We start from the raw sequence: 12,335 nt of genomic DNA, 5'->3' as shown, positions 1-12,335 counted from the left end.
CGGTCGGGACCCGGCGGACCGTCGCCCGTTCGAGTCACTGCCCACATCTGGTCTTAAAAGTGCCAGCCGTGATACCTTGATGCCGTGCAGGTGTTGCTGTCGGAACGTCAGATGGCACGAGCGCATTCCATTTTCGTAGTGCAACGCCGAGGCTGGCTGTGCAAAAGCCCGGATTGACTTCAAGGCCCGGGTTGATTTCAAAAGCCCAGGTTGTTTCCAAAAGCCCAGGTTGATCAAAAGCCCAGGTTGATTCAAAAGCAAAGGGACCAGCAATGACAATCGCCAAGAACACGATCTGCCTTTGGTATGACAAGGACGCCGAGGCTGCGGCCCGCTTCTATGCCGAGACTTTCCCCGACAGCTTGGTGAAATCCGTCCACCGCGCTCCCAGCGACTACCCGTCCGGCAAGGCGGGCGACGTGCTGACGGTCGAGTTCACGGTCGCCGGCATCCCCTGCCTCGGCCTCAATGGCGGTCCCGCGTTCAAACACAACGAAGCCTTCTCCTTCCAGATCGCCACCGACGATCAGCAGGAGACCGACCGCTACTGGAACGCCATCGTCGGCAATGGCGGCCAGGAAAGTGCCTGCGGTTGGTGCAAGGACAAATGGGGCATCTCCTGGCAAATCACGCCGCGCGTTCTGACCGAGGCGATGGCTGCCGGCGGCGACGAAGCAAAGCGCGCATTCGAGGCGATGATGGAGATGAAGAAAATCGACGTTGCCGCGATCGAGGCGGCGCGGCGCGGCTGATAGTGCTGGGGTGACCCGAAGCAGAAGTCGGTGCATCACCCGGCTGAGGAGATCATCGACAAGATCAGAGCGGAGCGGCTGGGAATGCCGCCGTGCCCATCATGTCCAGGCAGGCGTGCGATGGTGTTGAACTGCGCCGAGTTTTACGACGCCGAGCTGCGACGGCACAACGAGGTCTTCAGGGCTGCCGTCAAGGCGGGAACGCGTGATCGCGTGCTCGATATCGGATGCGGCTCGGGACAATCTTCTCGCGATGCTGCCCGCGTCGCGGTGGAAGGCAGCGTGCTCGGGGTGGACGTATCGGCCGAGATGCTCGAGTTCGCCCGGAGGCGTAGCGCGGACGAGGGATTGCGAAACGTCGCCTTCGAGCGCGGCAATGCGCAATTGCTGGCGTTTCCGCCTGCCGGCTTCGATCTGTGCATCAGTCGCTTTGGCGTGATGTTCTTTGCCGATCCGGCGGCGGCGTTCGCCAATATCGGCCGGGCGATGCGACCAGGGGCACGTCTTGTGTGGATGGTATGGCAGGGCCAGGACCGCAACGAGTGGGCGACTGCCATTCAGCGGGCGATTGCGCCGGGGACCGCCATATCGGCAGCCGCCGCCACCCCGTTTTCGCTCGGTGACCCCGTCATCACCGCGGAGGTCTTGCGTGCGTCCGGTTTTGTTTCGGTCGACTTTGCCGAAGTGCATGAACCGGTTTTCTATGGCCTGGACGTCGATGCGGCTTATGACGCTTTGCTTGGCCTGCAACTGGTGAAGGATCCGCTGGCTAGCGCGGATGTGGATGTCGCTGCGGCGCTGCGGCGGTTGCGCGAACTGCTCGACGCGCGCTTGACCGCGGACGGCGTGCTTTTCGACTCGCGTGCCTGGATCATCACCGCAGTTCGGGCGAGCTGATAGTAGCGGTTTTTCGGACATTGATCTGTAGGCGAACTGTCCCCTCGGCTCGGCCTTCCCGTCACCCTATTTGCGGCGTGACTTCTGAAAGCAGCCAATCCCGAAAAGCCCTGACTTTGCGCTGACGGATCGCCGCTGGCGGGTAGACGAGATAGAAGCTGGAGGGGGATTTCAGGGCGTGGCCGAAGGGCCGGACAAGTCGCCCGGCGGCAAGGTCGGCTGCAACGAGCATGGTCCGGCCCAGCACCACCCCTTCGCCTTGTGCTGCCGACTCCATCGCAAAGGTGGCAGAGTCGAAGGTAATCCCGCTCTGCGGGTCCACGCCGTCGACCCCGGCGCTTGCGAGCCAGGTCGCCCAGTCGATCGGAAAGCTGTCACGGATCAGCGTGTGATGTTTAAGATCCTGAGGAGTGCGGAGCGGATGTGCACCCTCAAGAAGCTTTGGGCTGCACACTGGAAACACCTCCTCGCCGGTCAAGAACTCTGACGTGAGCCCCGCATAATTTCCGCTGCCATACCGGACCGCGACATCGATGCCGTCGCCGAGGAAGTTGGTCAGCTTCCCGCTCGTCGAAACCCGCACATCGATGTCGCCATGCGCACGGTGAAAGCGATAGAGGCGTGGCACCAGCCATCTCCCCGCGAAGCCATCGGAGGTACTGACGTTCAGTGTCGAGCTCGAATAGCGGGCCGTTGCTGCAGCGGTGGCGGCAGCCAACTGGTCGAGCACCTCGCGCACCGCCCGCGCATAGGGCTCGCCGACGGCGGTCAGGCTCACCGAACGCGTACCGCGCTCGAACAGCTGCACACCGAGCTGATCCTCAAGGTTCTTGATCGCCCGGCTGATGGCGCCGTGGGTGACATGAAGTTCCTCTGCCGCCTTGGAGAAACTCAACAGGCGCGCCGCCGCCTCGAAGCTCGGCAAGGTGGTGAGGGGAGGCAGTTTCCGGGGCATGATCGATACCTGCATGTGTGAGCGATGCTCACACATTGTCGCCGATAAGTCGTTTGTCGTCCAGACCGGAAGACGGCATGTTTGCTCACGTAATCAGCCATCCACCGCCGCTGCAAAAGGCAAGTCTGATGTGACTGATACTCTCGCTGACGAAAGTCGCGGGGCAACCGCCCACATCCACGGAGAGCACCATGAGCGCCAAACGAGTTGAACCCATCGTCGACGTCCTGACCGGCATGGCCGGCCGCATCCTCGCCTCGAGCAGCCGGCGCCGGACCGAGCGGCTGATTGCACGCTTCTCGACCCGCCGGCTCGAAGACCTCGGGTTTGCCCGCGACTGGGACGGCTCGATCTATCGGCAGTCGGACCGCCGCTAGCCTGAACGAAAGTAACGGCGGACAGGTTCTTCGCGAAAGATCGCTGTCGCAAGGAATTAACGGAGAACGGACATGGCCACCATCCATCCATTCCTCTGGTTCAACACCGACGCCAAGGAGGCCCGCGATTTCTATCTCTCGGTCTTCAAGAACGGCAAAGTGCTCGAGACGATCGAATACACCGACTGGGTGTCCGGAACCAACAAGACGGTCCCGCATGCCACCTTCGATTTCGAGCTCGAGGGACTGCACCTTACAGCGCTCAACGCCGGGCCGCAGCCGCCCTTCAACGAGCGGCTCTCGCTCTACATCGAGACCAAGGACCAGGCCGAGACCGACTACTACTATGAGGCGCTCACCGCCGGCGGCGGCAGGGAACAACCCTGCGGCTGGCTCACTGACAAGTTCGGCGTCTATTGGCAGGTCATCCCGGAAATCCTGCCGCGGCTCAGTGCCGATCCGGATCGCGAAAAGGCCAACCGCGTCCGGCAGGCGATGTATGGGATGCGCAAGATCATCATCGCCGACCTCGAAGCCGCCTACGCCGGCAAGGCTTGACCCTCACCTACATCGCAAACGAATGGAGACCTCCCGTGACATCGCTCGTGGACAGGAAAGTCATCGTCGTCGGAGGCAGTTCCGGCATCGGTCTTGGCGTCGCGGAAGCTGCGCTCAACAGCGGAGCTAAGGTCGTGATCGTCGGGCGGTCGCACGAGAAACTGCAGGCCGCCGAACGGGCGCTCAATGCGGGTAATCGCGTGACAAGCTTGGTCGCCGACATGACCGACGAAGCGGGCGTCGCTCGCCTGTTCGACAAAGTCGGTGCGTTCGATCACCTCGTATCGACAGCCGGAACACTGCCGCCCGGCGACCCCATCGAGCGCGCCGACATGGAGGCGGTGCGGCGCTTCGTCGACAACAAGCTGATTGGCGCCGTCATGCTCGCCAAGCACGCGGTGCGCACCCTGAGGGCCGACGGCTCCATGACCTTCACGTCGGGTATCAACAAGGACAAGCCGCCGGTGCCGGGAGGCTCAGTCGTCGCGGCGATTGCCGGCTCATTCAGCTACTTCGCCCGCGCCCTGGCGCTCGAACTGGGCCCGACGCGCGTCAATGTCGTGTCGCCCGGATGGGTCGACACACCGATGTGGGACATCGTTGGAGAAGCCAAATCCGGCTTCTTTGCCGACATGGCTGCCCGGTTGCCATCGAGAAAAATTCCGACCGCTGCGGACGTCGCCGCCGCCTACCTCTACCTCATGGAAAGCGACTTCACGACCGGCGAGACAATCCGCATCGATGGCGGCCATAACCTGATCTAGCCGCCATTTGCACGGCGCCTGAATGGGTTGAGGCGGCATGACCGCTAGTCCGGCGCACTCCTGCCGAAGGTGGCGAGCGCCGGCGGCGTCATACCGGCGTAGCTCAATCGGGGTTTACATCGGCAGCCAGGCACCTAGTGTTAACGTTTCGCGCCGTGCACTTTGAGTGCGTGGATGATCGAGGACGGGACCGTGAGCTCTGGCCGGCCCCTCAAAACCTTCCAAAAGGATGACTACCATGACACAGGCCAAGAATGGCGACACCGTGCGCATCAATTACAATGGACGCCTGGCAGACGGCACCCAATTCGATTCTTCCGGCAGCGAACCGCTGCAATTCACGCTGGGTGAAGGACAAGTGATCCCCGGTCTTGAAACCCATGTCGAGGGCATGGAGGTGGGCGCGAAAAGCACCGTGACTGTTCCCGCCGAGGCCGCCTATGGCCCCCACCGCCCCGAAGCGGTGATGACCGTTGACCGCGCCCGCGTACCAGACAACATCAACGTCGATATCGGCACTCGATTGCAGGTCAGAACCCCAGAAGGGCGCCCCATGCCGGTAACAGTCGTCGGCGTGGACGACGCCAGCGTCAAGCTCGACGGCAATCATCCGTTGGCCGGGCGGGATCTGGTGTTCGACGTTGAACTGGTCGAGATCGTTCAGGCGGCGTAGGGCACGGTCAAGGCCGTGTTGGCTACGACCTGGGGTGACGCACTTGCGCCGGAGATTTCGGCGGTGCGTCACCTGTCGGAGGGAAAGACCGCGAGCAGCGCGGCGTTCGCGGTCGGTTACGAAAGCGTGTCACAATTCAACCGGGGGTACGGTCGTCTGTTCGGTCTCGCTTGACAGCGGACTTCTCGTGACCGCAAAATCTCGTGATGCGGGCGATTGGTTGGAATAGAATTGCGCGTGTCGGGGCAATCGTGCTGATGATCGGCACAAATGTTCCTGTGCCGGCACGTTCCGACTCGCTCCTTCTCACAAGCCCGTCCCAGCCAGCCAATGTCGGCGATGCGATGCTGGCGGCTGCCAATTATCATGATTCCGGCGACTATGATCGCGACCTTGCCGCAGTGGCGAAGCAGGCCGGCGACTGGGTCGTCAAGCGCGCGACGGAGGTGCCTCGCCCCGCACTGGTGCTCGACATCGACGAGACGGCTTTGGCCAACTGGGAAGTGATCACACGTGACAATTTCGGCCGCCCGATCAGCGGCGCCTGCGACATCGCAATCGACGGTCCCTGTGGCTGGGCCGCCTGGGACCAGCTTGCGAAGGATCCGGCCATTGACCCGGTGCTGGAGGTCTTCCGGCAGGCGCGAACGGCGAAAGTCGCGGTATTCTTCATCACCGGACGTCCGGAGGACCAGCGTCAGGCAACCGAACAGAACCTGCAGTCGGCGGGCTATGCCGGCTATGAGCACCTTTACATGGTCCAGCCTGGAGCCAAATATGGTTCCGCCGCAGATTTCAAGGCACCCATAAGAGCCGAAATCGAAAAGGCCGGCTACACGATAATTGCCAATGTCGGCGACCAGCCATCCGACTTGTTCGGGGGGCATGCCGAGAAGCTGTTCCTGTTGCCAAATCCGTTCTATCGGGTTCGCTGACGGCCGGAACGGCACAAGCCCGGATCCCCGGCTCCTTGCCGAGCACTACTAGGGTATCAAGACGACCTTGCCGGTCGCGCCGCGCTCCTCCAGCAGGCGATGCGCCTGACTGGCCTGGTCGAGCGGGAAGCGACCGCCGTTGGTCACTTTAAGCTCACCACTTGCCGCCAGATTGAAGAGCCCCGACAGGTCGTCACGGAGCACGTCTGGAGAGAGCAGCGGCAGCAGTGCAAAACCTCTCAGCGACTGGTTGCGGCCGATCATCGCCTCCATCTCCGGGCCGCCGAGCGCGTATCTGCCAAGTGCGGCAAACACCAGCTCTCCGCGAGGTGCTAGAGCCTCCAGCGCAACCGCGGTCAGCGGGCCGCCGATAATGTCGTAGATTATGTCGACGCCGGCGCCGCCGGCCGCTGCCCGGACGCGCTCTGGCCAGTCCGTTTTGCTGTAGTCGACGGCAACGTCGGCCCCCAGCGACAAAGCAAGATTGAGCTTGGCCTTGCTGCCGGCAGCCGCGATGACATTGCTCGCCCCTGCCCGCTTCGCAAGCTGGACAAGCAACGAACCGACGCCGCCCGCGGCAGCGGCGACCAGCACCGATTTGCCGGCCGGCGGGCTTTGCCGCGACAGATGCAACGCCGTCAGTCCTTGCACCATCAATGCCGTCGAGGCTTCGAACGAGAGCGCATCCGGCAAGGGCACGGCCAGGCTTGCGTCAATCGTCACATAATCGGCATAGCCGCCTAACGGGCGGCTCGAGGCGAACAACGGCGCGGCGACGCGCGTGCCGAGCAAGGACGCATCCACCCCATGCCCGAGCGCCTCCACGATCCCGGCGGCCTCGACGCCAAGGATCATCGGCAGTTGCGGCGTCACCGCGTAGCGATCTGCGCGCATCAGCACTTCGAAGAAATTCACCCCGGCCGCACGAACGCGGACCAGGACCTCGCCGGCTTGCGGCTCGGGCTTCGGCACCTCAACCATTTCGAGAACGTCAGGGTCGCCGAAACGGTTCAGTTGAATGGCTCTCATCACATGCACCGATCGTTATTGGCATCGGCCGCTGTTTGCCACTATCTGCCTGGCTTCGACCACACACCGATTTGTCCGCCGCTGACCGGGAGGTGACCATGGCCAAGCTGATCAAGAGACTGCCGATGCTGCCGGCCGAGCGCGCGCTGAAAGTGATTTCGGGCCGCTGGAAGGCGATCATCCTCTACCATCTCTTCGACGGGCCGCGGCGGCTGTCGGCGCTGCAAGGATTGATGCCCAATATCACGCAGAAAGTGCTGATCCAGCAGCTTCGCGACATGGAAGAGCACGGCCTCGTTCGCCGCGAGATCTTTGCCGAGATCCCCTCGCGCGTGGAATATTCGGCGACGCGGCTCGGCCTCAGCCTCGAGCCCATCCTGCTGGCACTTTGCCAGTGGGGTCAGCACCACGCCGACGAGTTGAATGAGATGGACCGCCTTGCCGATTGCATCATCAGGCCAAGGCAAGCGCAGGACGCGCATGCCGTCTGAAAAAAAACGGGCGGCGCATGCGCCGCCCTGAATCCTTGGGAAAATTAATCCTTGGGAGGATTGTTCGAACCTGCGCTCAGGCCGCCTTGACTTCCTCGGCGACGGCATCGGCCTGACGCGCCGTCTTCAGTACCCTGGCCCACCATGCAATGTCGTTGACGAGCGCGGTTGCCGCCTGGTTGAGGTGCTCGAATTCATCGAGCTTCTTCTCACCTTGCTTGACGGCAAGGAAATCGGCCCAGGCGATGTGGACGGCGGACTTCACCGGCGCCATCTGCAACTCGACCGCATGCAGCCTCAGCTGCTCGACCGCACGCGCGCCACCAACGCTGCCATAGCCGACGAAGCCGGCCGCCTTCTTGTTCCACTCGTTGGCGGCGTAGTCGATGGCGTTCTTCAGCACGGCCGTCGGGCCATGATTGTATTCGGCGGCGGTGAAGATGAAGCCGTCGAATCCGGCGACCTTCTTTTGCCAGCGCTGCGCCACTTCGTTCTGCGACGGCGCCCAGGCGGAGGATGCGACCTCATCGAAGAACGGCAGCGGGAAATCGCGCAGGTCGACGACTTCGACATCGATGTCGGCATGCGACCTGGCGATCTTGGCAATCCATTGGGCCGGGACGTCGGCAAAGCGCGCGGCGCGGGTCGAACCAATGACGATGGCGATTTTGGGTTTTGACATAGAGGGGCTCTCCTTACAGGAATACTGGTATCGTTTAGATACCTGCGCTATATGAGTAACTGGCCGCTCAATGTGCAAGGAGGCACTTTTTTGTTACCAAGGCACCCGCACCGCACCGAGGACTGCCGCGCCATCTCGGAAATCCTGCAGCGCGTCGGCGACAAATGGACCGTGCTCGTCGTCGGCAAGCTCGGCGACGGGCCGCTGCGTTTCAACGAGCTGCGCAGCGCGGTCGGCGGCATTTCACAGAAGATGCTGACCACCACTTTGCGCGGGCTCGAGCGCGACGGCTTCGTCACGCGCACCGTGTTCCCGACCATCCCGCCGCGGGTCGACTACGAATTGACCGACCTTGGCTACGAGCTTCTGGTGCCGGTCGGTGCACTCGGCGAATGGGCGCGCAAGAACACCGAGCGTGTCAAGGTCGCGCGCGAAAAATTCGACACCATGCACAGCTGAGCCCTTGCGCTGCAAGGGTTTGAACCTGACGGGGATCCTCCGGATGAGCCCTACTGCTGTAATTGCATCTTGCTCTTCGGCAGCTTCTCGATCCGGTTCCATTTCGGGTTGGGACTGACCACCTTGCCGCCAATCGTGCAGGTCGTGGTCGTCTCCTTCCGGCAATTGCTCACCGTCGTACCGCTGGTGTCGCATTTCGTCGCCGAGCAGATCTCGCACTTGGCCGCCTGCCCGTTGATGGTGCGGTTTTCCGACGTGCAGGTGGCGCCTGGATCGCCTTTTTTGACCTCGGCAAAAGCGCTTGCGGACGACAGGCAGAGCAAGGCTGCAAACGCACCGGCCAGGGCAGCGTTCAGCATGTGTTGACGCATTGTCTTTCCTCCCAAGATCCCGTCGCTCGCGCTGCAGGCGCGCATGCGGGAACCCGTTGGTCAAAGACCACGCCGGATCGCTGCCCGCATCCCCCGCGCGGGAGAGACGGCTGTTTAAATCCATCTTCTGGAATCAGGCCGGTCAGCCTTCCGCGGGAACCGCCTTCGGCTTGCCTTCGCCGTCCAGCGCCACCATGACGAAGTCGGCATGGGTGACCTTCTCCATCAGGTCGGAGAGATAGCGCTGCGCCCAGGCCTCGACCTTGAGCGTCATCGAGGTGCGGCCGACCCGTTCGACATGCGTATAGATGCACAGCGTGTCGCCGATCTTCATCGGCTTGGCGAAGGACATTTCCTTCACCGCCGCCGTCACCACGCGGCCCTTGGCGCGCTCGGCGGCGCGGATGCCGCAGGCGAGATCCATCTGCGCCATCACCCAGCCGCCAAAGATATCGCCCGCCGCATTGGCATCGGAAGGCATGGCCAGCGTCCTGAGCGTCAGATCGCCGATCGGCCGCCCGTCCGCGTAATGCACCATTTGGCCAATCCTCTCGAAGCCGATCGTCCGATCCCGTATCGTCATGGCACGGACAGGTCAACGCCACTGAATAGTGTCGCGGCCTGACGTTCGGCGATGCACTCTATGGCCGAGGTGAGAAAGCTGGCGCGCCCGAGCGCTTACCAATAGGTGCGCTTTACAAAGCGGGCCACGGCGTCGGGACGTAGGCGTAGGCGTTGCCTTCGCGGATCACATGACCGATGCCTGGGAAGGGCAGGTGCATGCCTGCGACGAGCAGGCCATCCGCTGACACCATGTCGAGCACCTTCTTGCGTGTGGCGATTGCGGCCTCCTGGTCCACGTCGAAGGCGATTGCCCATTCCGGATGCGCAAATTGCAGCGCGGAGGCGTGGATTACGTCAGTGAAGAGCAGCAGGTTGGCATCACCAGAGCCAATCCGAAGCGCGAGATGCCCCGGCGTATGTCCGGGCGCAGGCAATGCCCTGATTCCGGGCGCGATCTCGACCTCGCCTTCGATCTTCCTGACTTTGCCATCGTAAGGCACCAGCGATTTGCGCGCTATTTCGAAGTACGGCTTCATCTGGTCGGGCGCCTTGGACCGGATCCCGTCATCGTGCCAGAAAGCGAATTCCGGCGCGGCAACCACGACCTCCGCTGCCGGGAAGGCGGCCTTGCCGCCAATCCCGACAAGGCCGTTGGCATGGTCGGGATGGAGGTGGGTGATGATTACCCTGTCGATTTCTTCCGGCCTGACGCCGGCGGCGGCGAGCGCCTCAGGTATATGTCCCAGTATAGGCCCCATCGCCGATGCCGTGCCGGTATCGATCAGCACCCGCCTGTCGCCCCTGGTGACAAGGTAAGCGTTGACCGAGGTCGGGAGTGCCTTTGGCAGGAATGCCTTTGCCAAAAGCGCTTCAGCGGCAGCCGGATCGGCGGAAGGGAAGAGTTCAAGGCCGAGATTGAGATAGCCGTCGCTCAGTGCTGTGATTTCGAGGTCGCCGAGCATGAACCTGTGGGCACTCGCAAGCGAAGCCGGAGACGGGGCGGCGATAGCCGCAGCGTTGCTCCCAAAGAAGCTGATCGGGGAAAGTAGCAGGGCGCCGGCACTAAAGGTCCCGAGGCCGAACGTTCGACGGTCGATATTCATGGTCTTGTCCTTCGAATTGCAGATGAAGCTAGTCCCAGACTACGTCGTCGCTGCCAGTGCGGATGCCGACCCCTCGGACCACTCTTCGAGCGGGGTCGGCGCGGGTCATGGCGAACTCTTTGCGACATCAATAATGCGCCTCACAAGCAGCTGGAATAGCGACGGGATGCAGTTCACTGCTGCAAATTATGCAGCAATCAATTTAGGCGGGTAAGGCCGCTCGTTTGGCCGTCCGCTGAACGGCCTGGCCGAGCCCCGGCTTTGCCTACTGGACAGGCTTCCGAGGCTCGAGCGCTCGACGCAACGTCGGCGCCTCTTGCTCGATATGATCCCACAGACGGTTGGAGATCGGCCCGTGCGGCCGGTCGCGGCGGCGCGCCACCGCGAACTCCTCGGTACGGCCTGGCAGATGACGGCCGGACGCTCCACGCGAACGCAAGGAATGGCCGGATTGCTGGACTAGCTGGACGTTGAATGTGGATCAATTCGGGCTGAAAAGAAGCAAAGTTCTGGCTCCATGACGGCGGCAGAGCCGATGGTCCCGCCAGCGCAATTCCTTTCCCTGCCCGTTTCGGACCGACGCTTTTCAGAACGCGAAATCCGCGGACTGAACGACATCGGCTGGGAGCCAGGTTTCATGAACCTGCAAGATCTCGGGCCCGCGGCTGTAGCCGCGATCGCGGACCACCATCGTCGTGACCCGGCCATTGTTCGGTTCATCGGAGTCCTTCGCGTCGCGTTGCCATTCGTGGTAGTTCACGACCGCCAGGTCGGCGCTTTGATGGCTGATCCGGATGTCGCGTATTTTGATACGGAAGGCCGGATTCGATCCGTAGATGCTCTTCATGTAACCTGCGAAGTCTTTTTTCCCGAACGCCCTGCCGCCTGGCATGATGGCGACCAGATCGTCGCTGATCCGGTCGAGCGCGTTCTTCTTGAACGTCGCGTCGTCGCCAGGGCATCGGCCCGCCACCCAGTCGGTGAAGAATTCGTGGATGTCGTGGATCGTCGCCTCGATTTCCTTCGTTTGAAGGGACATTTTTTCCTCCTGTCTCAAGATGATGCTGGATCAGGCGCTTTACGCCGTGGCTTGCCCCGACCGGACGCTGCTTGAGGACAGCCCGTACCACGCGAGCCACAGGCACATGAGAAGCGAGGAAACCAGCCAGATCGGACCCCCGATGCCGATCCCGAGCTGCTCACCGAGTGTCCACCCGGTTGCCGAAAGGATACCGAACGCCGAGCCGACGATCGCGGCCCATCGGGGCAGTATCCCGACGTTATCGCGGGCGTCGTGATACGCGACAAGCGCTGTCGCCAAGGCCAGCGCCCAGAATCCGTTACCCATGCCGCCGGAAAACGCCCACCAGGTCATGAAGGCGTTGGTGTCACCCCGGTCGGCCACGACCGCGACCACCGATGCCTCGGCGACTGCGGTGGAGAACGTGGTCAGGGCGCCGAGAGCCATCACCATCCAGGCGGAACTCAGCATCGGCGAATGCCGGACCCGGGGATTGAGCGCCAGGTTCAGGAACGAAGCGCCGGCGATCAGGAACAGCGCCGCTGCCGCCGTCCAATGGACCGTAGCCCATCGCCCATGGCCCTCGGCGATATTCTGCATCTGAACAGACAAATCCGCGTCCGGTGGCCCGTGAAAGACGAGCGCAGCCGCCAGCAGCAGCGTTCCGGTGGCGAGCCAGACACCGCCGGGCCCGCTCATGCTGT

Annotated in this window: 18 protein-coding genes and 1 pseudogene; 10 read left to right on the top strand and 9 right to left on the bottom strand. The window is 62.6% G+C overall.

All coding sequences use genetic code 11. The annotated features are described in order from the left end of the window. Positions 1-34: 34 nt before the first annotated feature. On the bottom strand, positions 35-286 hold the full coding sequence (locus tag NKH29_RS16210) for a hypothetical protein (RefSeq protein WP_156948077.1): 252 nt from the start codon (positions 284-286) through the stop codon (positions 35-37). On the opposite strand from NKH29_RS16210, the gene NKH29_RS16205 reads away from it, so the two are divergent. Together NKH29_RS16205 and NKH29_RS16200 are read left to right on the top strand one after the other, a co-directional pair. Further along, positions 279-752, top strand: a complete 474-nt coding sequence (locus tag NKH29_RS16205; RefSeq protein ID WP_352483215.1) for a VOC family protein — start codon at positions 279-281, stop codon at positions 750-752. The genes NKH29_RS16210 and NKH29_RS16205 overlap by 8 nt on opposite strands. A 120-nt stretch (positions 753-872) precedes the next feature. Then, positions 873-1,649 carry a class I SAM-dependent methyltransferase gene (locus tag NKH29_RS16200; protein WP_023719131.1) on the top strand — a complete coding sequence of 259 codons (777 nt, stop codon included), beginning with the start codon at positions 873-875 and terminating at the stop codon, positions 1,647-1,649. A 61-nt stretch (positions 1,650-1,710) separates the two neighbouring features. On the opposite strand, the gene NKH29_RS16195 is transcribed toward NKH29_RS16200, so the two are convergent. Next, complete coding sequence (locus NKH29_RS16195; RefSeq protein ID WP_023719132.1) at positions 1,711-2,604, bottom strand: transcriptional regulator GcvA; 894 nt, start codon at positions 2,602-2,604, stop codon at positions 1,711-1,713. Positions 2,605-2,795: 191 nt separating this feature from the next. On the opposite strand from NKH29_RS16195, the gene NKH29_RS16190 reads away from it, so the two are divergent. From NKH29_RS16190 to NKH29_RS16170, 6 genes and pseudogenes are all read left to right on the top strand, one after another. Then, positions 2,796-2,981, top strand: coding sequence for a DUF1127 domain-containing protein (locus NKH29_RS16190; RefSeq protein WP_352483125.1), 186 nt, complete (start codon positions 2,796-2,798; stop codon positions 2,979-2,981). A 72-nt stretch (positions 2,982-3,053) separates the two neighbouring features. After that, positions 3,054-3,539 carry a VOC family protein gene (locus NKH29_RS16185; protein WP_352483124.1) on the top strand — a complete coding sequence of 162 codons (486 nt, stop codon included), beginning with the start codon at positions 3,054-3,056 and terminating at the stop codon, positions 3,537-3,539. Positions 3,540-3,574: 35 nt separating this feature from the next. After that, entirely contained in the window at positions 3,575-4,303 is a 729-nt protein-coding gene (locus tag NKH29_RS16180; RefSeq protein ID WP_023719135.1) for an SDR family oxidoreductase, read from the top strand. A gap of 238 nt (positions 4,304-4,541) precedes the next feature. Beyond that, positions 4,542-4,976 carry an FKBP-type peptidyl-prolyl cis-trans isomerase gene (locus tag NKH29_RS16175; protein ID WP_352494904.1) on the top strand — a complete coding sequence of 145 codons (435 nt, stop codon included), beginning with the start codon at positions 4,542-4,544 and terminating at the stop codon, positions 4,974-4,976. A gap of 72 nt (positions 4,977-5,048) precedes the next feature. Next, positions 5,049-5,150, top strand: a pseudogene (locus tag NKH29_RS32640) (AraC family transcriptional regulator); the annotation flags it as partial. A gap of 83 nt (positions 5,151-5,233) precedes the next feature. Further along, positions 5,234-5,911 (top strand): HAD family acid phosphatase, encoded by a 678-nt coding sequence (locus tag NKH29_RS16170; RefSeq protein ID WP_352846665.1) that lies wholly within the window; start codon positions 5,234-5,236, stop codon positions 5,909-5,911. 48 nt (positions 5,912-5,959) lie between these two features. On the opposite strand, the gene NKH29_RS16165 is transcribed toward NKH29_RS16170, so the two are convergent. Continuing rightward, positions 5,960-6,940, bottom strand: coding sequence for a quinone oxidoreductase family protein (locus NKH29_RS16165; protein WP_353000107.1), 981 nt, complete (start codon positions 6,938-6,940; stop codon positions 5,960-5,962). A gap of 98 nt (positions 6,941-7,038) precedes the next feature. Here NKH29_RS16165 and NKH29_RS16160 point away from each other — a divergent pair, with 98 nt between their 5' ends. Further along, positions 7,039-7,431, top strand: a complete 393-nt coding sequence (locus NKH29_RS16160; protein WP_352483120.1) for a winged helix-turn-helix transcriptional regulator — start codon at positions 7,039-7,041, stop codon at positions 7,429-7,431. Between the two features lie 76 nt (positions 7,432-7,507). Here the strand turns inward: NKH29_RS16160 and NKH29_RS16155 are convergent, their stop codons facing one another. After that, the gene (locus NKH29_RS16155) at positions 7,508-8,113 is read right to left on the bottom strand and encodes an NADPH-dependent FMN reductase (RefSeq protein WP_023719141.1); all 606 of its coding nucleotides are present in this window, start codon (positions 8,111-8,113) and stop codon (positions 7,508-7,510) included. Positions 8,114-8,203: 90 nt separating this feature from the next. Between NKH29_RS16155 and NKH29_RS16150 the strand changes: the two genes are divergently transcribed. Then, positions 8,204-8,572: a winged helix-turn-helix transcriptional regulator gene (locus NKH29_RS16150; RefSeq protein ID WP_352856864.1), complete on the top strand. Its 369-nt coding sequence runs from the start codon at positions 8,204-8,206 to the stop codon at positions 8,570-8,572. 50 nt (positions 8,573-8,622) lie between these two features. Here NKH29_RS16150 and NKH29_RS16145 read toward each other — a convergent pair whose 3' ends face one another. The 5 genes from NKH29_RS16145 to NKH29_RS16120 all read right to left on the bottom strand — a co-directional run bounded on the left by NKH29_RS16145 (position 8,623) and on the right by NKH29_RS16120 (position 12,330). Further along, positions 8,623-8,988 carry a hypothetical protein gene (locus NKH29_RS16145; protein WP_245278591.1) on the bottom strand — a complete coding sequence of 122 codons (366 nt, stop codon included), beginning with the start codon at positions 8,986-8,988 and terminating at the stop codon, positions 8,623-8,625. A 97-nt stretch (positions 8,989-9,085) separates the two neighbouring features. Further along, positions 9,086-9,481, bottom strand: coding sequence for an acyl-CoA thioesterase (locus NKH29_RS16140; protein ID WP_023678380.1), 396 nt, complete (start codon positions 9,479-9,481; stop codon positions 9,086-9,088). A 157-nt stretch (positions 9,482-9,638) separates the two neighbouring features. Next, positions 9,639-10,610: an MBL fold metallo-hydrolase gene (locus tag NKH29_RS16135; RefSeq protein ID WP_353000105.1), complete on the bottom strand. Its 972-nt coding sequence runs from the start codon at positions 10,608-10,610 to the stop codon at positions 9,639-9,641. Between the two features lie 586 nt (positions 10,611-11,196). Continuing rightward, positions 11,197-11,649, bottom strand: a complete 453-nt coding sequence (locus NKH29_RS16125; protein WP_352483117.1) for a nuclear transport factor 2 family protein — start codon at positions 11,647-11,649, stop codon at positions 11,197-11,199. A 39-nt stretch (positions 11,650-11,688) separates the two neighbouring features. Next, positions 11,689-12,330 carry a hypothetical protein gene (locus NKH29_RS16120; protein ID WP_353000103.1) on the bottom strand — a complete coding sequence of 214 codons (642 nt, stop codon included), beginning with the start codon at positions 12,328-12,330 and terminating at the stop codon, positions 11,689-11,691. Positions 12,331-12,335: the final 5 nt, after the last annotated feature.

Source organism: Mesorhizobium sp. M1295 (assembly GCF_040318135.1).
GTDB lineage: Bacteria > Pseudomonadota > Alphaproteobacteria > Rhizobiales > Rhizobiaceae > Mesorhizobium.
This window is presented reverse-complemented; position numbering and strand designations above follow the sequence as displayed.